The sequence below is a fragment of the Ruegeria sp. YTSC199 genome, from assembly GCF_059609725.1.
This window is the reverse complement of sequence record NZ_JBXWMF010000008.1, coordinates 82,844-103,596: the sequence shown is the minus strand read 5'-3', so window position 1 is coordinate 103,596 and position 20,753 is coordinate 82,844. Positions and strand designations below refer to the sequence as shown.

The following is a 20,753-nucleotide window of genomic DNA, read 5'->3' as shown; positions in this document are numbered from 1 at the left end:
GCCGGTCAAGACAAAGGTAGCGACTTCTGGAAGACTAGCCAGTCTGCACTGCGACGAGAACGACGTCCAGTTCATCTTCCAGCGCTAGTAATTTCTTCAATTGGTTTTGCGGCAACGCGACTGAATCTGCTTCAAACGTTGCAAGTGGACAGAGCATGGCAATCTCCCATTTGAAAAGCTCAAGAATAGCCGCTTTCCACGGTTTTGGGGCGTATCTATTTTTTTTAGGCCTCCCCAAAAATAGCGAGTGTACCTGAATTGGTTAACAGGTTGCATTTAGACCAAGCTGCCGCCGACAACCGGAGCTGCCTGTCATATCAGGAATGATGTGATGGGTGGAACGAGGGGCTGGACGAGGGGGTAAAGCCAGCCCCTCAAGCTCTGGGGGTCTCGGAGTTGTGTGTGGTTGCTCCGTTGACCCAAAATTAACGAACTGTGCGTGTTCGCGGTATTGGGGGATTCCCGTATGTGTTGGAATTAATCTTTCAGACACATTTCGAACAGAGCCAGCGGGTACCAAGAAAACGCGGCGCGCCTGATGGGGATTAGCGATTTCAACAAGTAAAAAAGTGCCGATTAACTACCCCACTTTTGTACCTCGTTTTGACCTATTGCCTCTTCCGGACTTAGCTGGCTTACACGTTCAAGCCTCGCTTCGAACTCAGCAATGCTCTCGGAATTCCTCGGTCGCATCCCTGCGTCCTTTCATCGCCTCTGCCGGAATGGTCCAAACATGGCCGTCAATCTGGTCCAAGTGAAGGTTTCGCAACGGGTAAGACCGAACCGCTGTGAGTATCAAAAGGCGTAAAGAAAGTTCGGTCGTCGTACCGCCATCCAAGCTTTGATAGAAGGCTGGAACCTCACTCCACGGCATCGCAGGGATGTTCTGCGGCTTGTGGCGCGGCTTTCCAAAAAGGGCTTTTGCCTTGTCTGTGGCTTGTAGATCCACATACAAGCCTAGAGCGGCAGCGTGGCGCACCACAATTGACAGCCGGTTCATGGCTTTTCGCGCCGTGTCCGCTTTGTCGTGCCAAAGGGGAGCCAGCGTGTCTCTGATGTCTTTCTGATCCAGTTCGACAACAGGCACTTTGCCAAGCTAGGGGAGAACGTGCAGTTCCAGAGGCGAATACCAGCGACCTGCCCTGCCATCGCCCTTTAACTCGGCCTTGCGGCTTTCGAATGCGTCTTCAGCTACGTCTTTCAACAGATGCAGCTAGCTCACTTCTTCGCGCTTGAGGCGTTCCCGCTCTTTGATCGGGTCAATGCCCTTGCGGGCGACAGACCGCCAGCTCTCGGCCTCCTGGCGGACCTCCTTAAGCGATACCTCAGGAAATGAGCCCAGACCCATTTCACGACTGCGACCGTGCACAGTGACACGGAGGAACCATTGCGCCCCGCCGTCCTCACGTCGATGAAACCACAGCCCACCGCCGTCAGAGTATTTCCCCGGCGACGCCGACCTTAGAGTTGCAGCGCTGAGCTTGTGTAAAGGGAGTGACACTTATCCACCTCTCTATCCACCCTCTACATATAGTATATGGTGGGGCACAGTGGAACACAGTGACATAGAAAAATCACTGAAAATCAATTATTTCGTGAATTTTTGGGATACGGTGAAACACCCTGAAACAAGGATTAGATGCCCTCTTGAAGCACCACGTTTATCCCGATTGGTGAAATTGCCAACGCTCAGGCGCGTTTTTCACCGATGGTTGTCACGCCCAGAACCGACAGCACCTTGGCTTCGATCTGTTCGGCGTTCATACCCGCGACAGCGTACATATCCGCCGGGCTGGCTTGGTCGATGAAGATATCCGGCAACACCATCGAACGGTATTTCAGCCCGTGATCAAACACGCCCTCATCCGCCAGCAGTTGCGCCACATGGCTAGCGAAACCGCCAATCGCGCCTTCTTCGATGGTAATCAGGGCCTCGTGGTTCGTCGCCAGATCAAGGATCAATTCGCGGTCCAGCGGTTTGGCAAAGCGGGCATCTGCGATGGTCGGGGTTATCCCGCGGGCTGACAGCGCCTCGGCTGCCTTTTGCACTTCGGCCAGACGGGTGCCAAAGGACAGCAACGCTACCCGCGCGCCTTTCTGGATCATGCGGCCTTTGCCGATTTCAAGCACCTCACCGCGTTCGGGCAAGTCGACGCCCACGCCCTCACCGCGTGGATAGCGGAAAGCTATGGGGCCTTCATTATGGGCAGCGGCAGTGGCCACCATGTGCACCAGCTCCGCCTCATCCGCTGCAGCCATCACGACCATGCCGGGCAGGTTGGCCAGATAGGCGATGTCGAAAGACCCCGCATGGGTCGCCCCATCGGCACCCACAAGCCCTGCGCGGTCGATGGCAAAACGCACCGGCAGGCGCTGGATCGCCACGTCATGAACCACCTGATCGTAACCGCGCTGCAGGAAAGTGGAATACATCGCGCAGAACGGCTTCATCCCCCCGGCCGCCAGCGCCGCGGCGAAGGTTACGCCGTGCTGTTCGGCAATCGCCACGTCAAAACAGCGCGAGGGGTACCGCTCTGCGAACAGGTTGAGCCCGGTGCCGTCGGGCATCGCAGCGGTCACGGCCAAGATCTTGTCATCGCGCCCGGCTTCTTCGACAAGCGTATTGCCGAAGACAGAGGTATAAGATGGTGCGTTGGAAGGGGCTTTTTGCTGCTTGCCCGTCACCACGTCGAACTTGGCTGTCGCATGGCCTTTGTCCCGGGCCTGCTCGGCAGGGGCGTAGCCTTTTCCTTTCTTGGTCAGCACATGGATCAGGATCGGACCGGTCGCTCGCGCCTTGACCGTACGCAGTACCGGTAGCAACTGGTCCATGTCGTGGCCGTCGAGGGGGCCGATATAAGAAAAGCCGAGCTCTTCGAACAGCGTGCCGCCCACGGCCATGCCTTTCAGCATTTCCTTGGCACGTTTCGCCCCTTCGCGGAAAGGTTCGGGCAGCAGCGACACGGCCCCCTTGGCGGCGGCTTTCAGGTCGTGAAACGGGGCCTCGGTGTAAATCCGCGACAGATAGCTGGACAGCGCGCCGACCGGGGGGGCGATGCTCATCTCATTGTCGTTCAGGATGACGATAAGGCGTTTCCTCAGATGGCCCGCGTTGTTCATCGCCTCAAAGGCCATGCCGGCTGACATCGAACCATCGCCGATCACCGCAATCGCATCGCCCAGACCTTCGGGCGTGACGCCGCCCAAATCGCGAGCGACTGCAAAGCCCAAAGCGGCGCTGATCGAGGTCGAGCTGTGCGCCGCGCCAAACGGGTCATATGGGCTCTCGCTGCGTTTAGTGAAGCCGCTCAGGCCGTCTTTCATACGCAGGGTGCGAATACGATCACGCCGCTCGGTCAGGATTTTATGCGGATAGCACTGGTGGCCGACGTCCCAGATGATCTTGTCGCGTGGTGTGTCAAACACGGCATGCAGCGCAGTGGTCAGTTCGACCACGCCCAGACCTGCCCCCAAATGCCCGCCGGTGACCGACACGGCCGAAATCGTCTCGGCCCGCAATTCCTGCGCCACCTGATGCAGCTGTGCGTCCGAGAACTGCTTGAGATCCGCAGGGCGGTTCACAAGATCCAGCAGGGGCGTGTTCGGGCGGTCAGACATGTGGCGCGTTCCTGGCTTAGCTGTCCCGGGCAATAACGAAGCGGGCAGCGTCCTTCAAGGTTTCAGCCGAGGGTCCGTACCCATCCAGTGCGGTGCAGGCCTGATCAATCAGCTCTACGGCACGGACCTTTGCCGCGTCCAGCCCCAGCAAAGAAACAAACGTGGCCTTACCGGCCTCGGCGTCCTTTTGCAGGCGTTTCCCGGCCTTTTCGGCATCACCTTCCACATCAAGGATGTCATCCGCGATCTGAAAAGCAAGACCTAGAGCTTGGGCATATTGGCGCAACGGGGCCGGATCAGCCTGCGCCAGCCGAGCCCCCGCACAGGCGGACCATTCGATCAGGGCACCGGTTTTACCGGCCTGAAGGCGGGTGATTTCTGCCAGCGTCAGCGGAGTGGCAGCCGATTCCGCCGCAATATCCAACGCCTGCCCCAGCACCATGCCTTGCGCCCCGCTGGCCTTGGCCAGTGTCAGGGCCAGGTCCGCGCGGACCTCGGCATTGCCGACCTCGGGGCGGGTACACAGTTCAAAGGCCAGAGTCTGCAGCGCATCCCCGGCCAGAACGGCGGTGCCTTCGTCCCATTTCACATGCACGGTCGGGCGTCCGCGACGCAGCTCATCGTCATCCATACAGGGCAGATCGTCATGCACCAGCGAGTAGGCGTGCAGTGCCTCAATCGCCACGGCGGGCCAGATCGCACGGTCTGCGTCGACACCATGCAGGCGCGCGCTTTCCAGCACCAAGAACCCGCGCAACCGCTTGCCGCCTTCGGTGGCGTAGGCCATAGCCTGGGTCACATCCGCATCAACCAGCGCGCCCAGAACCAGATTGAACTTATCCTGAATCCGCGCTGCATCCTGCGCTAGCATTTCGCGAAACATTTACTGACCTTCGACAGGCGTCGTCCCGGTCGGCTGACCATTGGCGTCCAGAGTAATGGCGGCCACCTTTTCCTCGGCCCGCTTCAGCTCATCTTCACAGCGCTTTTTCAACGCCGCCCCGCGTTCATATAGCGCAATGGATTGGTCCAGCGCCACGTCACCGCGTTCCAGCTGGCCGACCACGGCCTCCAGCTCTTTCATCGCCTGTTCGAATGTCATCTGATCAACGGGGGTATCGGTCATCGGGCTGCCTTCATCAATTCTTCCACATGGGCGCGTGTGGCCTCGGCCAGTGCGTTCAGATCATACCCGCCTTCCAGAGTCGAGACGATACGTCCCTCACAAACTTCATCGGCAATCTTGCACAGTTCGGCCGTGACCCAGGCGAAATCACTGGTGGACCAGTTCAGGTTGGCCAGCGGATCGTCCTGATGGGCGTCAAACCCGGCCGAGAGGATGATCAGTTCCGGCTTGAATGCGCGCAGGCGCGGGAAAGCCAGCGTTTCATAGGCCGCGCGCATCTCGGCCCCGCCCGTACCTGGGGCCAGGGGGATGTTCAGAATAGTCTCATACGCGCCGGTCTCGTCCGGACGCCCCGATCCGGGCCACAACGGCATCTGTTGGCTGGTTATCACCAGCGCGCGTTTCTCCTCCCACAGCAAGTCTTGCGTGCCATTGCCGTGATGCACGTCGAAATCCACCACGGCGACCCGATTCAACCCGTGATGATCCAGCGCATGTTTCGCCGCCAGTGCCGCATTGCCGAACAGGCAGAACCCCATAGCGGTGTCGGTTTCGGCATGATGCCCCGGAGGCCGGATCGCACAAAACGCATTCGGAGCCTCTCCGCCCAGCACCATATCCACCGCCCGCACCACAGCCCCGGCGGCGCGATAGGCCGCATCCACCGAGCCCGGAGACATGAACGTATCCCCATCAATCTGGGCGAACCCATCGACTGGACGCGCGCTACAAATGTCCCGGATGTAGCTTTCCGGATGTACCCGCAACAGATCATCATCTGCTGCCAGAGGCGCCGTCACCCGGTTCAGGTCCAGCCCCTCAAGCGAATGCAGGATATGCTCCAGCCGTGCCACTCGCTCTGGATGGCCATTGGGCGTAACGTGACCCAAACAATCTGCATGAGTCATAAGGGCAGTTTTCATCACGATCCCCTGTTCATCTGGCTAAGATCAATCCGGCGCCAGCATATATCCGGCGCCGCGCACTGTCTGCAGATACCGTGGCTGCTTGGGGTCCTGTTCGATCTTTCGGCGCAGGCGGGTGATTTGCACATCCACCGCGCGCTCCTGTGCCTGTCCCTTGTCGCGGCCCAAATCCTCAACCAGCTTGGCGCGGCTGATCGGCTCGCCCGGCTGGGCCGAGAAGATCTTCATCAGCTGGCTCTCGGTGGCGGTCAGCCGCACGGGTTCTTCGCCCTGCCACATCTCGCCGCGTTCCACGTCATAGCGGATCGGGCCGAGGTTCAATATCTTGGTCGCGGTGTCCTGCGCCGGTGTTTCCGGCATCCGCCGCAGGATCGCGTTAATCCGCAGCAGCAGCTCTTTCGGTTCGAACGGCTTGGCCAGATAGTCGTCCGCCCCGGCCTCAAGCCCGGCAATGCGGTGTTCGGTCTCGCCCCGTGCGGTCAGCAGCAGGATCGGTGTGGTATGGGTTTCGCGCAGCGTCCGCGTCAGGCTTACGCCATCTTCGCCAGGCATCATCACGTCCAGAACGATCATGTCAAAGTCCAGCCCCGACAATACCCGGCGCGCATGGGCCGCATCGCGGGCGGCGGTCACCAGAAAGCCGCTCCGCATCAGGAATTTCTTGAGCAGATCACGAATACGCTCATCGTCGTCAACGATCAGCAGATGGGCGTCCATATCGCTCATGAGGTGGTATCCCGCAGTTTTGTGTAAGCATGACGCATATCAGCATCCATCATCGCTTCAAGCACTTTACGAAATCCTGACACGGCCTCGGGACCTGCATCTTTATACGCCGCGCGCATTCGCACGCGCTGGGCTTCGGACAGTTTGGCCTCAAGCGTCTTGCCTTTTTCGGTCAGAAACAGATGGCGTTCGCGCTTGTCCACCGTGCCTACGCGACTTTCAACCAGGCCATCCTCGATCAAGGTCCGCAGCACCCGGTTCAGCGATTGCTTCGTCACTCCCAGTATAGCCAGCAGGTTGTTTACCGTAGTCCCCGGCGCGCGGTTGATGAAATGTACGGCCCGGTGATGCGCGCGGCCATAAGCCATCTGCGCCAGAATGCGATCGGGGTCTGCGGTGAATCCGCGATAGGCAAAAAACATCGCCTCGATGCCTTGCCGCAGTTGTTCGTCGGTCAGAAACAAAAGGCTTTCACCGCCAAAGACTTGTGCGGGGCGCGTATCCGACATGGTTTGCCTCGTTCGTTACTCGGGACCGACTTTATGTCAGCGTTGTTGACATTCCAAGAGTGGACAGGTATCGAATCGCAGTTTCTGCGCAACTTTATGTCCGCATCGGACTTAATTGGCGCAATAATCGGAAAATTCAACCCGAGGCTGGAGGTTTCGCATGGCGGGGTATGATGATCGTGATGGCACCATCTGGTTGGATGGAAAACTGGTCCCTTGGCGCGACGCCAATGTGCACATCCTGACGCATGCGATGCACTACGCCTCATCCGTGTTCGAGGGTGAGCGCGCCTATAACGGCAAGATCTTCAAAAGCCGCGAGCATTCCGAACGTCTGATTGCCTCGGCCGAGGCGCTGGACATGCCGATGCCCTATTCTGTCGATGAGATCGAAGCGGCCAAGGAAGAGGCGTTGAAAGCCAGCGGTCTGCAAGATGCCTATGTTCGCGCGCTGGTATGGCGCGGCTCGGGCGAGGATATGGGTGTGGCTTCGGCCCGGAACCCGGTGCGGATGGCTGTCGCAGTCTGGCCCTGGGGTGCCTATTACGGCGACGCCAAGATGCAGGGCGCTAAGCTGGACATCGCAGAATGGAAGCGCCCCAGCCCGGAAACCATCCCGGTCCACGCCAAGGCGGCGGGTCTTTACATGATCTGCACTATCTCGAAGCACAAGGCCGAGGCCAAAGGCTGCTCGGACGCGTTGTTCATGGACTGGCGTGGTTACGTGGCCGAGGCGACCGGAGCCAACGTGTTTTTCGTCAAGGATGGTGAGGTGCACACGCCGCTGGCCGATTGCTTCCTGAACGGCATCACCCGCCAGACCGTGATCCAGATGCTGAAAGACAAGGGCATCACCGTGCACGAACGCCGCATCAAGCCCGAGGAGATGGCTGATTTTGAACAGTGTTGGCTGACCGGTACAGCCGCCGAGGTTACCCCGGTTGGGCAGATCGGCGACTATACCTTCGAAGTCGGAGACCTGACCCGCGAGATCGCCGCCGAGTACGAGGCGCTCGTGCGCGCCTGATCCGCGCAGCCACAGCTTCTTAAACCTCCGCCAAAAGCGGGGGTTTTTCTTTGCCTGTCGTTCAAACTTTTGTGCAGATCGTTCAGCTGGCTGGACGAACGCACAACTGAGGATAGGTTAATCCCATGTTGGACCTACTCAGCGATATCCTCACCCGCCTGTCCTTGCGGGGCACGTTCTATTTCCGCACCTCTTTCACGCCACCATTTGGGATCCAGGTCCCTGCCTTTGAAAATGTGGCCCGGTTTCACTTCGTTCAGCGCGGAGAATTGAAGATTTTCGTCTCTAACACTGGGGAAACAATGCGTTTAAGGCAGGGCGACCTGATCCTGATCCCGCATGGTTCGGCCCATGCGCTGCTGTGCAATGAGGTCAAACCGCTGGACGCCTTGCCGTTGGAGCAGGTGTTGGATGACGCCGGGTATCAGGGTGATGGCGTGCTGATCTATGGTGGAGAGGACAAGAGCCGAGATACGCAGCTCATCTGCGGTCATTTCTCCTTCACTGGCCCGCCCGGGCGGCAGGGCACGGGGCATATGCTTATTGACCGTCTGCCGCCCTACATTCTAATCGAGAACTACGGTGAAGAGGCCGGAGCCTGGATCGAGGCTACACTGCGCATGATCGGGTCCGAGATCAGCGGTGCCCGGATCGGTGGCGACCTGATCGCCCTGAAACTGTCCGAGGTGCTGTTCGCACAGGCCATCCGCGCCCATCTTGAACATCAAAGCCCCAGCGAAACCGCCCTGGCCGGGTTCGCTGATCCGCGGATATCCCGCGCGCTGACCGCGTTCCATCAGGCCCCGGCTCAGGAATGGAGTGTTGAATTGCTGGCCCGGGAAGCCGGTATGTCGCGCACCGCCTTTGCTCAGCTTTTTGCCGAGAAGATGGCCACCACCCCCATGCAATATCTGACCGACTGGCGGATGCAGATCGCCTGCCACGGCTTGACCGAAAGCCGCTGGAATGTGGCCGACGCTGCGGCCGAGGTCGGCTATGCGTCAGAGGCTGCTTTTTCCCGCGTGTTCAAGAAACAAATCGGCCTGTCCCCTGCGGCGTATCGGGCCATGCACTGATCCGACCCAATTCTGAACGATCTGCATAATTTCACGAACGATCCGGGATTAAGCGTTCGAATGCTCTTTCCTAGTTTGGGGTCATGCCAAGCAAGGAAAGGAAATTTCAATGTCCGTTCGTTTCGTTAACCGCACCATACACGCCTATCTGGATTACCCGGTCGCCCTTGCCCTGATGGGGCTGCCCTTTGTTCTGGGGTTGGGTCAATCCAATCCCATGGCCTTGTGGCTTTCCGTAGTCACCGGCGTCGCGGCCCTTGTGCTGACCGTGCTGACCGATCACCATCTCGGCGTCTGGCGGGTGCTGCCCTACAAGTTCCATCTTGCCGTTGATCTGCTGGTCGGTGTCGTGTTTCTGGCCGCGCCGAGCCTGTTTGGGTTCTCGGGCCTGGATGCGATATACTACTGGTTGAACGGCGCGGCGGTGGTCGCTGTCATATCGCTCAGCACGCCGGAACAGGGTGTGGTTGCCTGAGCATATTGTCCACAGGTGTCACAAAATCATCGTGATACTTTCAAGAATCTGAGCCGCTTGTTTTACAAACAGGCGGCTCACTGCCGCTCACCAATCGCGTGGCCCACAATGGTCACCAGACAGGAGAGCCCCCAATGACCCCAATCCTTCGCCCCAACCGCCGCGCCTTTCTGGCAGGCAGCACCGCCTTTGCCGCATCACTGTCGATGCCTGCGATCAGCCGTGCCTCATCCCGCCCCGCGTTTACACACGGCGTGCAGTCGGGCGATGTCGACATGAGTTCGGGCATGATCTGGACCCGCACGGACCGTCCGGCCCGGGTGATGATGGAGGTGTCGACTACCGAGGGCTTTGCGGACGCTCGCAAGCTGCCTCCGATGGACGCCATCCCGAACAACGATTTCGCAGTGAAGCGGTTGATCGAAGGACTGCCCTCGGATCAGGATATCTTCTACCGTTTCGTGGCCGCCGATCTGAGCGACATCAACGTCGTATCAGAGCCTATTATTGGCCAATTCCGAACCGCACCATCCGAGCGTCGCAATATCCGTTTTGCCTGGTCGGGTGATACGGCGGGGCAGGGCTGGGGCATCGATGACGAAGGGATGCGCACCTATGCGACCATGTCACATCATCGACCAGATTTCTTTATCCACTCGGGCGACACGGTCTATGCCGACGGCCCGATGCAGGACGAGGTCGAGAAAGACGGTCAACTGATCTGGAAGAACTCCACCCTGATTGACGAGAAACGCAAGGTGGCCGAAACTCTGAACGAGTTCCGTGCCCAGTGGAAGTACAACATGATGGACGAGCATGTGCGTGCGATGAATGCCGTCTGTCCGACCTTCTTCCAGTGGGACGACCACGAGGTCGTCAACAACTGGTCGGACGCCAAGGACCTGATCTCGGACGACCGCTATACCGAGAAATCGGTGCATGTCCTGCAATCGCGCGCGGGTCGTGCGTTCCACGAGATGACGCCGCTGCGGATCACGCCAGCCGAGCCGGGGCGCGTGTATCGCAAGATTTCCTACGGGCCGATGCTGGACGTGTTCTTTCTGGACTTGCGCAGCTATCGCGGGCCAAACGGGCCGTCGATGGAGGGTGAAATCACCGATCAGTCCCGCATTCTGGGGGCCGAGCAGCTGGCTTGGCTCAAGCGCGAGCTAGCTGCGTCTCCGGCCACGTGGAAGGTGATCGCTTCCGACATGCCGGTTGGTCTGATCGTTTGGGACCGGTGGAAGGAACAGAAGGGGGCCGAGGCAATCTCGAACGGGGATAATGGCCCGGCAAAGGGCCGCGAGTTGGAGATTGCTGATCTGCTGCGCTTCATCAAGACTGAAGACATCACCAACACAGTCTGGTTCACGGCAGACGTGCACTATACTGCGGCGCACTATTATGACCCCAACAAGGCTCAATTCCAGGAATTTAACCCGTTCTGGGAGTTCGTCTCCGGCCCGCTGCACGCAGGAACATTCGGCCCGAATGCGTTGGACGGCACTTTCGGGCCGCAGGTGAAATTCGTCAAAGCACCAACCAAAGAGCAAGGCGCCAACCTGCCGCCCAGTGCGGGCCTGCAATTCTTTGGTCTGGCTGATATTGATGGGGCGACCCAGCAGATGACCGTGCGCCTGATGGATCGCGCAGATACCGAGTTGTGGTCGGTAACACTGGACCCGCAACCGCAAGGAATCTGATCTCCTGGCACGCTGTGCCCCAGAGAGTGCTTTTGGGGCATTTTATCCTTGAAATTCCCGACTAAAATAGTCAGATAATGCATAAAGCCGGATGCGCTAGTATCCGGCACAGGGTTTCGAGGCGGTTTGCGGGCTTAGCGCATGAAATGGTGAGAGCCCGCCGCCGCCTCGAAAACGAATGATCGAGGTAAGACATGGGTGATCCGCTGGACGAAATCATGGCACGGCACGAGGCAGCCACCGCTTGTGGTTGCTGCTGCGACGATGATTTTTGTGCCTATGTCGACAAGACCCCCAAATCAGAGAACCAGCTACCGGAAATTCTGCCAGCCAGCGCCGCAAGCCGTCGCGGATCGGTTCGGTATCTCAATGAAACTCCGGCGGGGTAACAGCCCCGAAATGGGGCTGTTCAGACTCAAAACTTCAGAAATCCACACCGCGCTGGGCTTTGATGCCGGCTTGAAACGGGTGTTTTTCTTCGGTCATTTCGGTGACCAGATCGGCATAGTCCCGCAGCGCCTGCGGGGCATCCCGTCCCGTCAGGAACACGCTGGTCTTGTTGGATCGTTCATTCAGTCCGTCGATCACCTGATCCACCGACAGGTATTCATAGCGCAGGGCGATGTTGATCTCGTCCAGAACCACCAGATCATACTCGCCACTGGCCATCAGGGCGCGGGCCTTGTCAAAGGCGGCATTGGCTGCGGCGATATCACGTTCTTTGTCCTGCGTGTCCCAGGTGAAGCCTTCTCCCATCGTGTGCCAGGTCACCAAATCGCGTTCTTCGAAAAAGCGCCGCTCGCCGGTTTTCCATTTGCCCTTGATGAACTGCACCACGGCAACTTTCTGGCCCCAGCCCAGCGCCCGGATCACCACGCCAAACGCGGCCGAGGACTTGCCTTTGCCCTTGCCGGTGTTGATCAGAACCAGCCCGCGGTCCGGATCGACAGCATCGGAGACCCTTTTGCGGTGCTGGGCCTGCACCTTCTGCATCTTTTCCTTGTGATCTTGTGCGTCGCTCATGCGCGGAACCTTTCCTGATTTGCGCCCAACCTAAGCGAAGTTTGCCAAAGGTAAAGATCAGGTTTTCGGGTCCGGGGCCGACTTGTCCTTGCCCCGATCCACGCCTAACTGCCGTTCGCGCAGAATGACCAGCACGTTGCCTGCAATGACCAGCGCCGCACCGCCCAACATTACAAGGGTCGGCAATTCATCGAACCACATATAGCCAATGACAATGGCGAACAGCATGGTCGTGTAATCGTAAGGCGCCAGCATTGACGCCTGCCCAAAACGATAGGATGAGGTCACCAGGATTTGCGCCACGCCGCCGATCAGCCCTATACAAGCCAGTATCAGAGCCTGTTCCAACGTCGGCATTGTCCATCCCCAAAAGGCCGACAGCGATGATAACAGCGTGGCGGTCAGCGAGAAATAAAAGACGACAGCAGCGGGATGGTCGACCTGCACCAATTGCCGGATGTGGATTTGCACGAAAGCCCGCGCGATGGTGGCTGCCAGCACGCAGAGCGCGCCGATGGTGGCCGCAGTGCCCATGTTGTTGCCGCCCAGCCGTGGCCAAATCATGATCAGCACCCCCAGCAGACCGATGGCGACCGCGCCGATGCGGATCATGCGGATACGTTCGCCCAGCATGACCGCGGCCAGAACCAGGGTAAAAATCGGCGTGGCATAGCCAATCGCTGTGACCTCGGGCAGGGGCAGCAAGCTGAGACCGGTAAAGGTCAGGCCCATGGCACTGGTGCCCAGAACGCCGCGCCAGAAATGCCCCATGGGTTTCTTGACCACCAGTCCCTGCGCCAATTCACCCCGGTACACCAGCCAGCCGATGATCACCGGAACCGCAAAGAGTGAGCGGAAGAAAACCATCTCTCCGGGTGGGAAGTCGACCGACAACGCTTTGACCAGCGCCTGCATCGCCGTGAACAGCACCAGCGCGCTGAGTTTCAGCGATACGGCCAGAACCGGTCGATGCGATGTTAAGGGTTTTGCCATCGGCGCGACCCTGCGCTTTTACCTAAGAAAGATCAACGGTCCGAACGGTGGGTCACCCAGGATTGAGGCAGCGGGCTGCCGATCTCTTCTGCAAACTCCTCAAGGAAACGGATCATACGCTGAACGCGCTTCTTGGCGATCCGCTTTCCCGCGCCTGTCAGCATGTCATCCGGAAGGTTCAACAGCTTCACCTTCCAGTGGTCGATCGAATAGTGGAGATCCTCCAGAGGACGGTTTGCGGCGAAAGGGTCAGCCGCATCATAAAGCGTGCGCCCCAGCGCGCCCGAGACGGAAAAGTTTCGTGCCACCCCGATGGCACCAAGTGCATCCAGCCGATCGGCATCGCGCAGAATGCAGGCCTCGGGCGTTTCGGGGGTGATATTTGCCGAGAAGCTATGCGCTTCGATGGCGTGTTGAATCGCGTTGATCTGGGTCTCGTTGTAGCCCAGTTCCCTCAGGATAGGCTCTGAATCCTGCGCCGACTTGCGCGAGGCCAGATGGCGTTCGGGGTCGTCTTTCGGCAAATTGACCAGATCATGCAGATAACTGGCGGCCAGCAACACGGATCGGTCCGTTGCCTCATCGGCAATGTTCTGAGCATTCACCCAGACACGGTCCAGATGGGCCAGGTCATGCGCAGGATCGGTCTCCATCCGCTGCGCGACCACCGCGCGCAGGCGCGAGCGCAGATCAGCCGATCCGTCCACGGTTCTCTCCGATCTGGCCACGGTGCAGCAGCAGGTGGTCGAGGATCACACAGGCCATCATCGCCTCACCCACCGGCACCGCGCGAATACCAACACAGGGGTCGTGGCGGCCTTTGGTGATGATTTCGGTCTCCTCACCTGATTTGGTGATGGTTTTGCGGGTGGTCAGGATCGACGAGGTCGGCTTCACTGCAAACCGCACCACAACGTCCTGTCCGGTCGAGATGCCGCCCAGAATGCCACCTGCGTGGTTGGAACTGTATTGCGGGCCGTCCTGACCCATGAAGATCTCGTCAGCATTGGCTTCGCCTGTCAGTTCGGCGGCGGCCATGCCCTCGCCGATCTCGACACCCTTTACGGCGTTGATCGACATCATCGCGGCGGCCAGATCGGTGTCTAACTTGGCGTAAACCGGTGCTCCAAGTCCGGCTGGAACACCGCGGGCCACGACTTCGACCACCGCGCCGACCGAGTTGCCGGACTTGCGCAGATCGTCCAGATACGCGGCCCAGCCCCCGGCGGCTTGGGCGTCCGGGGTCCAGAATGGGTTCTGCTCGATCTGGGACCAGTCGAAATTGGCGCGGTCGATCTTGTGCGGGCCGATCTGGGTCATGTAGCCGGTGATCTGAACATTCGGCGCGATCTGCTTGATCGCCTCTCGGGCCAACCCACCTGCGGCAACCCGTGCGGCGGTCTCGCGGGCCGAACTACGCCCGCCGCCGCGATAGTCGCGGATGCCGTATTTCTGCCAATAGGTGATATCGGCGTGGCCCGGGCGGAACTTGTCCATGATATCGCCGTAGTCTTTCGAGCGTTGATCGGTGTTCTCGATCATCAGCTGCACGGGGGTCCCTGTTGTTTGGCCCTCGAACACACCGGACAGGATTTTCACCGCATCGGCTTCACGCCGCTGGGTGGTGAACTTGTTCTGCCCCGGTTTGCGCTTGTCCAGCCAGTGTTGGATCATCGCTTCGTCAATCGCGACGCCCGGCGGGCAGCCGTCAATGGTGGCACCCAAGGCGGGCCCGTGGCTTTCGCCCCAGGTGGTGACGCGGAAGAGGTGTCCAAAGCTGTTCATCGACATGGGGCGTGCTCCTTTGCGCGACGTGATTAGCGGGCAAGGCCGGCAGCCTCAAGCGGATTTGCGGTTGGGGCAGGGGTGCCCCAACCAGGTGTGCCTATGCCGCACGGGTCAGAGCGGCGCGGGTTTCGGTGATTTTCAGTGCTGCTTGTGCAGCCTCGCGCCCCTTTTCTACGAAATGCGCGCGGTAGATGGCGTTGTGGTGATCGGTTTCCTGATACTGGTGCGGGGTCAGCGAGACCGAGAGGACGGGAACGCCCGTGTCCATTCCGGCACGCATCAGGCCATCGACCACGGCTTGGGCAACGAAATCGTGCCGGTAGATGCCGCCATCCACCACAAAAGCGGCACAGGCGACGGCTGCGTATTGGCCGGTTTGGGCCAGATCGCGTGCGATCAGCGGCATTTCGAACGCGCCGGGGACGTCGAAAACATCGACTTGCCCGGTGGGAATGCGCTCCAAGAAACCGTCCAGCGCGCGGTCGACGATATCGGAATGCCAGTTGGCTTTGACAAAGGCATAGCGGGTGTGTGTCATCATGATCTCCTTTCGTAACAGACACGTCACCCAAGGCGATCACGAGCAGACGCGCCGCATAACCGGCACGCTGCACGTTCTCTTTCATCCGGACTGTAACCGTCGGCTCTGGCCTCTCACCAGATCTGCTTGTCACCCCGATCAACGGGGCCGCTCGCGGGCTTACGGGTCGTGGCCCGCATACCGCCGGTGGGGAATTTCGCCCCGCCCTGAGAACAGGGTGGAATTTGCCAAGGCGCGTTCACTTCTGCAAGAGGATTCGCGCCCGGCAATTGACGGGTTTTGTTTCCACGGCCGTCCTGTAAGGTCGCTGCAACCAAGGAGAGCGCGAATGAAACTCTATCACAGCCCAACCTCGCCCTATGTGCGCAAGGTGATGGTTTTGCTGCAAGAAACCGGCCAGCTTAAGGATGTCGAGGTGATGACCATTGCCACCACCCCGTTGGCTCCTGCGGACGAGTTGCAAGGCAAGGTGCCGCTGCGGCGCATTCCCGCGCTGGAGCGCCCAGATGGCCCGACCCTGTTCGACAGCCGCGTGATCTGCGCCTTTCTGGACGCGCGCGCCAAGACGGGGATGTATCCTGACGGGCCCGGGCGCTGGGATGTGCTGACGCTGGAGGCGATGGCTGACGGCATTCTGGATTCGGCGGTGGGGATGGCCTACGAGGCGCGCCTGCGCCCCGAGGACAAGCAGTGGGATACGTGGTTGGATGCGCAATGGGGTAAGATCGAACGGGCCTGTGCCGCGCTGAACCAGCGCTGGATGGCGCATCTGTCGGGCCCGCTGGATATGGGGCAGGTGGCAGTGGCCTGTGCGCTGGCCTATCTGGACCTGCGCCACGATGCGCGGGGCTGGCGCAAGGACAATGATGCGCTGAGTGAGTGGTTTGCCGCGTTCAACGCACGGCCCAGCATGGTAGCGACCCGCCCGGAGGGTTGACCCGGTTTCCGGTGCGCTGGCCGTGACAGCCAGGGCCAGCGCATGGTCGATCAGGGCGCGTTGAACGTGGCGAGATAGGCAGCGATGTCGTCAGCGCCTTTTTTCAGTTTCACACTCATGTTCGGGCGCGCGGTTTCGTCACCCAGGTACTCCTGAATAAACCCGATCGGGTCCTGCGAATAGGCGGAGATATTTTCTTCAGTCCAGACCAGACCTTCGTCGCCGGCGCGGATCATGTCATCGGTAAACATGCCGACGGGAAGGCGCTCGCTGCCATAGCGATAGTCATTTTCGGCTCCGGCGACGCGGCCCACGACGCCATAGAGATTCGGCCCGGTGATGCCGCCTTTGACCAAAACCTCACCATCTTTGATGATCGCGTGGCAAGAAGAGCAGCGGTTATAAAGTTTTTCGCCTTTGGCTGGATCACCAGCCGCCACAGCTTGTGACGTAAGGGCAATCATAAGGGTCAACACTGTTGGAATAAGTTTTTGCATCGAAGGCGTCCTGCTGAGGTTGGGAATTAATCGGGCCTTCCTTGATTCCCGTTAAAAGTGCAATCGAAATCAAACCAGCGTAAGGCTCTATAAAATATCTATTTTCAACTCAGTTTTTTCCCGGTCACGGATTTTCCGAAAGTGGAAAATTGCATGGCGAAAATAGGTCAGAATTTTGCAAATCACACGACCTGTGACGGGTTGATTGCCGATCCTGATGGTCTGTTCCCGTCGGGATGTACCTGACCCGAATCATGTAGACGACAAATTCTCCTGATTGGCGGATTTCCCCGCTTAAGCCTGCCCAAAACTTGAAAAATCACCCCTTCGTTGTGACATGAATGCCCAGATGCGGCGTAGTGCGCGCCTATGACCGCTGGACGAACCGATTTCTCCCGGCTAGATAGCCGCGATGAGACGCCGCTTTGATGCGGTGCTGATGCATGTTTGCCCGCAACTGCGGGCGCCGGAATCGGAGAAAACCTCGTGTCCCACGCAGAAGACAACGAAGGCACCCGCAGAGATTTCCTCTACTACGTCGCTGGCGGCGCAGGTGTCGTTGCGACGGGTGCAGCCGTATGGCCCCTGATCAACCAAATGAACCCATCGGCAGACGTTCAGGCGCTGTCCTCGATCCGCCAGGACGTCAGTGGTGTCGAGCCGGGCACGCAGCTGACCGTGAAATGGCTGGGTAAGCCTGTATTCATCCGTCACCGTACCGGTGCTGAGATTCAAGAGGCTCAGGAGCAGGACGCAGAAGGCGTAGATGCACTGCCTGATCCGCTGGCGCGCAACTTCAACCTGCCCGCCGATGCGCCTGCGACCGACGCCAACCGTGTGATGCCGTCACCCGAAGGCGAAGCGCCTGGCGCGTGGATCGTCCAGATGGGTGTCTGTACCCACCTGGGTTGCGTACCTCTGGGCGATGCCGGTGATTTCGGTGGCTGGTTCTGCCCCTGCCACGGGTCGCACTATGACCTTGCCGGTCGTATCCGCAAAGGCCCCGCGCCTGAAAACCTGCCCGTTCCGCCCGTTGAATGGGTGGATGCGACAACCATCAAGCTCGGCTAAGGGAGACCCAGATGTCCGGAATTCCCCACGATCATTACGAGCCGAAGACAAATGGCGAAAAGTGGCTGAACAGCCGACTGCCTATCGTCGGCCTGATCTACGACACCATCATGATCCCCACACCGAAGAACCTGAACTGGTGGTGGATCTGGGGCATTGTCCTCGCGTTCTGCCTGGTGTTGCAAATCGTCACCGGAATCGTTCTGGTGATGCACTATACCCCGCATGTTGATCTGGCCTTTGCCAGCATCGAACACATCATGCGCAACGTGAATGGCGGCTATATGCTGCGTTATATTCACATGAACGGCGCATCGCTGTTCTTTGTCGCGGTGTATATCCACATTTTCCGCGGCCTGTTCTACGGCTCGTACAAAGCCCCGCGTGAAATCACGTGGATCATCGGGATGCTGATCTATCTGATGATGATGGGCACCGCCTTCATGGGTTACGTTCTGCCCTGGGGTCAGATGTCCTTCTGGGGTGCGACTGTTATCACCGGCCTGTTTGGTGCTATTCCGTTTGTGGGTGATGCGATCCAGACCTGGCTACTGGGCGGACCCGCGGTGGACAACGCTACGCTGAACCGCTTCTTCTCGCTGCACTACCTGCTGCCGTTTGTTATCGCGGCGCTGGTGATCGTGCACATCTGGGCTTTCCACACCACCGGCAACAACAACCCCACGGGTGTTGAAGTTCGCCGTGGTTCAAAAGCCGAGGCTGAGAAAGACACGCTGCCGTTCTGGCCCTACTTCGTGATCAAGGACCTGTTCGCGCTGGCCGTGATCCTGGTCGTGTTCTGGGCGATTGTCGGCTTTATGCCAAACTATCTGGGGCACCCTGACAACTACATCGAAGCCAACCCGCTGGTCACGCCTGCACACATCGTGCCCGAATGGTACTTCCTGCCGTTCTACGCGATCCTGCGTGCCTTCACCGGTGAGGTTTGGGTTGTTCAGTTCGCCAGCTTCATCACCGGCGGTATCGTTGACGCCAAGTTCTTTGGTGTGATCGCGATGTTCGGTGCGATCCTGGCCATGGCCCTGGCGCCCTGGCTGGACACGTCGAGCGTGCGTTCGGGCAAATACCGTCCGATGTTCAAGTGGTGGTTCTACCTGCTGATCATCGACTTCTTTGCCCTGATGTGGCTGGGTGCGATGCCCGCGGAAGAGCCCTATGCGACTTTCTCGCTGATCGCGTCCGCTTACTGGTTCGCCTATTTCTTCGTGATCCTGCCGATCCTCGGTGTGATCGAGAAGCCTCTGGCACAGCCCGAGACCATCGAAGAAGACTTCAACGCGCATTATGGCAAGGCTGACGCTGACGCCACGCCGGCCGAGTAAGAAGAGGGACCGGAAACATGTTCAAGAAACTTGCAATCGGTGCCGCGTTTGCTCTGGCCCTTGCTCCTGCTGCGTCCTTCGCAGCAGGTGGGGGCGAGCAGCACATCGAAGACTTCCACTTCTCGTTCGAAGGGCCGTTTGGCACCTGGGACAAAAACCAGCTGCAGCGCGGCCTTCAGATCTATACCGAGGTCTGCGCAGCCTGCCACGGCCTGAGATACGTGCCCCTGCGCGACCTTGAGGCGCTGGGTTACTCGGAAGAAGAAGTCATCGCCTATTCGGCGGCCAACTTCGAAGTGTTTGATCCTGAGCTGGACGATTTCCGCCCGGCCATCCCGACCGACCACTTCCCAGTCAATGACGGTGTTGGTGCACCGGACCTGAGCCTGATGGCCAAGGCCCGCGCTGGATTCCACGGCCCCTATGGTCTGGGTATCAACCAGTTCTTCAAAGGCATGGGCGGCGCGGAATACATCGCCTCGCTGCTGGATGGCTATACCGGCCATGAAAAAGAAGAGGCCGGTACGGTCCTGTATGAAAACACCGCCTTCCCCGGCGGCTGGATTTCGATGGCACCGCCGCTGTCCGACGATCAGGTCGAGTTTGCCGATGGTCACCCGGCCACGGTTGAAGCCTTGTCCGAGGATGTTGCCGCCTTCCTGATGTGGACCGCCGAACCGAAGATGATGGAGCGCAAATACTCTGGCTTCGTCGGCGTCATCTTCCTGTCGCTGTTGTCTGTGCTTCTGTACCTGGTCAACAAGCGTCTGTGGGCAGGCGTCAAGGGCAAGAAGAAGCATTAAGTCTGACGACCCGCTTCAAAGTTTCGAAAGGCCCGGTGTTTATCACCGGGCCTTTTTTTGTTTGGCTGGGTCCCGGTGCTATAATCGCCCTGCCCTTTGGTGTTTCAGGGGCAGCATGTTTTCAGCGCATTAAATTTAGGAGAACGGATTATGGACACGCAGAGCAATGTCGAAAAGATGCGGAAAGCCTTTGCGGAATGGAACGATTGCAAGGCTTCAGATATCGGGATGTGGAAAAAATACACGACCGAGGATCTTTGCATGCGTTCGCTGGGCCGTGGGCAGTACGGGCTGGATTTTAGCTGCGGGCGCGATGGCCGGGCTGAGATGCAGGAATACCTGGAGGACCTGACTGCTGCCTTTGAGATGCAGCATTGGACTTTGAAAGACACTATTGCACAGGATGACCGTGTCGTCGGCATCGGTGCCTGTGCCTGGACGCATAAAGGCACTGGCAAAACGGTAGAGACGCCGATTGTGATCATTTGCCGGTTTCGCGACGGTCTGGTTTGTGAATACGAGGAATTTTATGACACCGCAGCGGTGTCTGCGGTCACCACCTAGGCAGCTT

The 20,753-nt window shown here is 59.1% G+C and carries 24 protein-coding genes and 1 riboswitch; of the genes, 10 read left to right on the top strand and 14 right to left on the bottom strand.

What is annotated here, in order from left to right; all coding sequences use genetic code 11:
* Positions 1-661: 661 nt before the first annotated feature.
* The 8 genes from AC2FEE_RS09945 to AC2FEE_RS09910 form a co-directional block, all read right to left on the bottom strand.
* Positions 662-1,000: a hypothetical protein gene (locus AC2FEE_RS09945; RefSeq protein ID WP_496864812.1), complete on the bottom strand. Its 339-nt coding sequence runs from the start codon at positions 998-1,000 to the stop codon at positions 662-664.
* 213 nt (positions 1,001-1,213) lie between these two features.
* On the bottom strand, positions 1,214-1,501 hold the full coding sequence (locus AC2FEE_RS09940) for an Arm DNA-binding domain-containing protein (protein ID WP_496864811.1): 288 nt from the start codon (positions 1,499-1,501) through the stop codon (positions 1,214-1,216).
* Positions 1,502-1,689: 188 nt separating this feature from the next.
* A complete protein-coding gene (gene dxs, locus AC2FEE_RS09935) occupies positions 1,690-3,618 on the bottom strand; it encodes a 1-deoxy-D-xylulose-5-phosphate synthase (RefSeq protein WP_496864810.1) in 1,929 nt (642 codons plus the stop codon).
* A 16-nt stretch (positions 3,619-3,634) separates the two neighbouring features.
* A complete protein-coding gene (locus AC2FEE_RS09930) occupies positions 3,635-4,501 on the bottom strand; it encodes a polyprenyl synthetase family protein (protein WP_496864808.1) in 867 nt (288 codons plus the stop codon).
* On the bottom strand, positions 4,502-4,744 hold the full coding sequence (locus AC2FEE_RS09925; protein ID WP_058272726.1) for an exodeoxyribonuclease VII small subunit: 243 nt from the start codon (positions 4,742-4,744) through the stop codon (positions 4,502-4,504). It lies immediately after the preceding gene.
* Positions 4,741-5,667: a histone deacetylase family protein gene (locus AC2FEE_RS09920; RefSeq protein ID WP_496864806.1), complete on the bottom strand. Its 927-nt coding sequence runs from the start codon at positions 5,665-5,667 to the stop codon at positions 4,741-4,743. Before AC2FEE_RS09920 ends, AC2FEE_RS09925 begins: the two co-directional genes overlap by 4 nt.
* A gap of 27 nt (positions 5,668-5,694) precedes the next feature.
* The gene (locus AC2FEE_RS09915; RefSeq protein WP_496864804.1) at positions 5,695-6,396 is read right to left on the bottom strand and encodes a response regulator; all 702 of its coding nucleotides are present in this window, start codon (positions 6,394-6,396) and stop codon (positions 5,695-5,697) included.
* Positions 6,393-6,905 (bottom strand): MarR family winged helix-turn-helix transcriptional regulator, encoded by a 513-nt coding sequence (locus AC2FEE_RS09910; RefSeq protein ID WP_420585637.1) that lies wholly within the window; start codon positions 6,903-6,905, stop codon positions 6,393-6,395. The genes AC2FEE_RS09915 and AC2FEE_RS09910 overlap by 4 nt, the downstream gene beginning before the upstream one ends.
* Positions 6,906-7,065: 160 nt before the next feature.
* On the opposite strand from AC2FEE_RS09910, the gene AC2FEE_RS09905 reads away from it, so the two are divergent.
* The 5 genes from AC2FEE_RS09905 (at position 7,066) to AC2FEE_RS09885 (ending at position 11,575) form a co-directional block, all read left to right on the top strand.
* Positions 7,066-7,932: a branched-chain amino acid aminotransferase gene (locus tag AC2FEE_RS09905; RefSeq protein ID WP_496864802.1), complete on the top strand. Its 867-nt coding sequence runs from the start codon at positions 7,066-7,068 to the stop codon at positions 7,930-7,932.
* A 125-nt stretch (positions 7,933-8,057) separates the two neighbouring features.
* On the top strand, positions 8,058-9,008 hold the full coding sequence (locus AC2FEE_RS09900; RefSeq protein ID WP_496864800.1) for an AraC family transcriptional regulator: 951 nt from the start codon (positions 8,058-8,060) through the stop codon (positions 9,006-9,008).
* 109 nt (positions 9,009-9,117) lie between these two features.
* Positions 9,118-9,483 (top strand): SPW repeat domain-containing protein, encoded by a 366-nt coding sequence (locus AC2FEE_RS09895; protein ID WP_496864798.1) that lies wholly within the window; start codon positions 9,118-9,120, stop codon positions 9,481-9,483.
* Positions 9,484-9,617: 134 nt separating this feature from the next.
* Complete coding sequence (locus AC2FEE_RS09890; protein WP_496864797.1) at positions 9,618-11,186, top strand: alkaline phosphatase D family protein; 1,569 nt, start codon at positions 9,618-9,620, stop codon at positions 11,184-11,186.
* Between the two features lie 194 nt (positions 11,187-11,380).
* Positions 11,381-11,575, top strand: coding sequence for a hypothetical protein (locus tag AC2FEE_RS09885; RefSeq protein ID WP_496864795.1), 195 nt, complete (start codon positions 11,381-11,383; stop codon positions 11,573-11,575).
* 34 nt (positions 11,576-11,609) lie between these two features.
* Here AC2FEE_RS09885 and cobO read toward each other — a convergent pair whose 3' ends face one another.
* From cobO to AC2FEE_RS09860, 5 genes are all read right to left on the bottom strand, one after another.
* Complete coding sequence (cobO, locus tag AC2FEE_RS09880; protein ID WP_496864793.1) at positions 11,610-12,209, bottom strand: cob(I)yrinic acid a,c-diamide adenosyltransferase; 600 nt, start codon at positions 12,207-12,209, stop codon at positions 11,610-11,612.
* A 57-nt stretch (positions 12,210-12,266) separates the two neighbouring features.
* Complete coding sequence (locus tag AC2FEE_RS09875; RefSeq protein WP_496864791.1) at positions 12,267-13,202, bottom strand: DMT family transporter; 936 nt, start codon at positions 13,200-13,202, stop codon at positions 12,267-12,269.
* Positions 13,203-13,234: 32 nt separating this feature from the next.
* Entirely contained in the window at positions 13,235-13,909 is a 675-nt protein-coding gene (locus AC2FEE_RS09870; RefSeq protein ID WP_496864789.1) for an HD domain-containing protein, read from the bottom strand.
* The gene (gene aroC, locus AC2FEE_RS09865) at positions 13,893-14,993 is read right to left on the bottom strand and encodes a chorismate synthase (RefSeq protein WP_496864788.1); all 1,101 of its coding nucleotides are present in this window, start codon (positions 14,991-14,993) and stop codon (positions 13,893-13,895) included. The genes AC2FEE_RS09870 and aroC overlap by 17 nt, the downstream gene beginning before the upstream one ends.
* Positions 14,994-15,087: 94 nt before the next feature.
* Positions 15,088-15,528 (bottom strand): 6,7-dimethyl-8-ribityllumazine synthase, encoded by a 441-nt coding sequence (locus AC2FEE_RS09860; protein WP_496864787.1) that lies wholly within the window; start codon positions 15,526-15,528, stop codon positions 15,088-15,090.
* Positions 15,529-15,600: 72 nt separating this feature from the next.
* Positions 15,601-15,749, bottom strand: a riboswitch (FMN riboswitch).
* Positions 15,750-15,859: 110 nt separating this feature from the next.
* Here AC2FEE_RS09860 and AC2FEE_RS09855 point away from each other — a divergent pair.
* The gene (locus tag AC2FEE_RS09855) at positions 15,860-16,468 is read left to right on the top strand and encodes a glutathione S-transferase (RefSeq protein WP_496864785.1); all 609 of its coding nucleotides are present in this window, start codon (positions 15,860-15,862) and stop codon (positions 16,466-16,468) included.
* A 50-nt stretch (positions 16,469-16,518) separates the two neighbouring features.
* On the opposite strand, the gene AC2FEE_RS09850 is transcribed toward AC2FEE_RS09855, so the two are convergent.
* Positions 16,519-16,965, bottom strand: coding sequence for a c-type cytochrome (locus AC2FEE_RS09850; protein ID WP_496864784.1), 447 nt, complete (start codon positions 16,963-16,965; stop codon positions 16,519-16,521).
* 486 nt (positions 16,966-17,451) lie between these two features.
* On the opposite strand from AC2FEE_RS09850, the gene petA reads away from it, so the two are divergent.
* From petA to AC2FEE_RS09830, 4 genes are all read left to right on the top strand, one after another.
* Positions 17,452-18,036: a ubiquinol-cytochrome c reductase iron-sulfur subunit gene (gene petA, locus AC2FEE_RS09845; RefSeq protein WP_170405069.1), complete on the top strand. Its 585-nt coding sequence runs from the start codon at positions 17,452-17,454 to the stop codon at positions 18,034-18,036.
* A gap of 11 nt (positions 18,037-18,047) precedes the next feature.
* Positions 18,048-19,379 (top strand): cytochrome b, encoded by a 1,332-nt coding sequence (gene petB, locus AC2FEE_RS09840; RefSeq protein ID WP_496864783.1) that lies wholly within the window; start codon positions 18,048-18,050, stop codon positions 19,377-19,379.
* Between the two features lie 17 nt (positions 19,380-19,396).
* Complete coding sequence (locus AC2FEE_RS09835) at positions 19,397-20,182, top strand: cytochrome c1 (RefSeq protein WP_496864781.1); 786 nt, start codon at positions 19,397-19,399, stop codon at positions 20,180-20,182.
* A gap of 150 nt (positions 20,183-20,332) precedes the next feature.
* The gene (locus AC2FEE_RS09830; protein WP_496864780.1) at positions 20,333-20,746 is read left to right on the top strand and encodes a nuclear transport factor 2 family protein; all 414 of its coding nucleotides are present in this window, start codon (positions 20,333-20,335) and stop codon (positions 20,744-20,746) included.
* Positions 20,747-20,753: the final 7 nt, after the last annotated feature.

Coding starts and splice junctions, on each gene's coding strand:
- AC2FEE_RS09895 (WP_496864798.1), top strand. CDS start 9,118: ATGTCCGTTCGTTTCGTTAACCGCACCATACACGCCTATCTGGATTAC.
- AC2FEE_RS09850 (WP_496864784.1), bottom strand. CDS start 16,965: ATGCAAAAACTTATTCCAACAGTGTTGACCCTTATGATTGCCCTTACG.
- AC2FEE_RS09885 (WP_496864795.1), top strand. CDS start 11,381: ATGGGTGATCCGCTGGACGAAATCATGGCACGGCACGAGGCAGCCACC.
- AC2FEE_RS09830 (WP_496864780.1), top strand. CDS start 20,333: ATGGACACGCAGAGCAATGTCGAAAAGATGCGGAAAGCCTTTGCGGAA.
- AC2FEE_RS09900 (WP_496864800.1), top strand. CDS start 8,058: ATGTTGGACCTACTCAGCGATATCCTCACCCGCCTGTCCTTGCGGGGC.
- AC2FEE_RS09915 (WP_496864804.1), bottom strand. CDS start 6,396: ATGAGCGATATGGACGCCCATCTGCTGATCGTTGACGACGATGAGCGT.
- AC2FEE_RS09905 (WP_496864802.1), top strand. CDS start 7,066: ATGGCGGGGTATGATGATCGTGATGGCACCATCTGGTTGGATGGAAAA.
- AC2FEE_RS09930 (WP_496864808.1), bottom strand. CDS start 4,501: ATGTTTCGCGAAATGCTAGCGCAGGATGCAGCGCGGATTCAGGATAAG.
- aroC (WP_496864788.1), bottom strand. CDS start 14,993: ATGTCGATGAACAGCTTTGGACACCTCTTCCGCGTCACCACCTGGGGC.
- cobO (WP_496864793.1), bottom strand. CDS start 12,209: ATGAGCGACGCACAAGATCACAAGGAAAAGATGCAGAAGGTGCAGGCC.
- AC2FEE_RS09835 (WP_496864781.1), top strand. CDS start 19,397: ATGTTCAAGAAACTTGCAATCGGTGCCGCGTTTGCTCTGGCCCTTGCT.
- AC2FEE_RS09855 (WP_496864785.1), top strand. CDS start 15,860: ATGAAACTCTATCACAGCCCAACCTCGCCCTATGTGCGCAAGGTGATG.
- AC2FEE_RS09875 (WP_496864791.1), bottom strand. CDS start 13,202: ATGGCAAAACCCTTAACATCGCATCGACCGGTTCTGGCCGTATCGCTG.
- dxs (WP_496864810.1), bottom strand. CDS start 3,618: ATGTCTGACCGCCCGAACACGCCCCTGCTGGATCTTGTGAACCGCCCT.
- AC2FEE_RS09945 (WP_496864812.1), bottom strand. CDS start 1,000: ATGAACCGGCTGTCAATTGTGGTGCGCCACGCTGCCGCTCTAGGCTTG.
- AC2FEE_RS09925 (WP_058272726.1), bottom strand. CDS start 4,744: ATGACCGATACCCCCGTTGATCAGATGACATTCGAACAGGCGATGAAA.
- AC2FEE_RS09860 (WP_496864787.1), bottom strand. CDS start 15,528: ATGACACACACCCGCTATGCCTTTGTCAAAGCCAACTGGCATTCCGAT.
- AC2FEE_RS09920 (WP_496864806.1), bottom strand. CDS start 5,667: ATGAAAACTGCCCTTATGACTCATGCAGATTGTTTGGGTCACGTTACG.
- AC2FEE_RS09890 (WP_496864797.1), top strand. CDS start 9,618: ATGACCCCAATCCTTCGCCCCAACCGCCGCGCCTTTCTGGCAGGCAGC.
- AC2FEE_RS09910 (WP_420585637.1), bottom strand. CDS start 6,905: ATGTCGGATACGCGCCCCGCACAAGTCTTTGGCGGTGAAAGCCTTTTG.
- petB (WP_496864783.1), top strand. CDS start 18,048: ATGTCCGGAATTCCCCACGATCATTACGAGCCGAAGACAAATGGCGAA.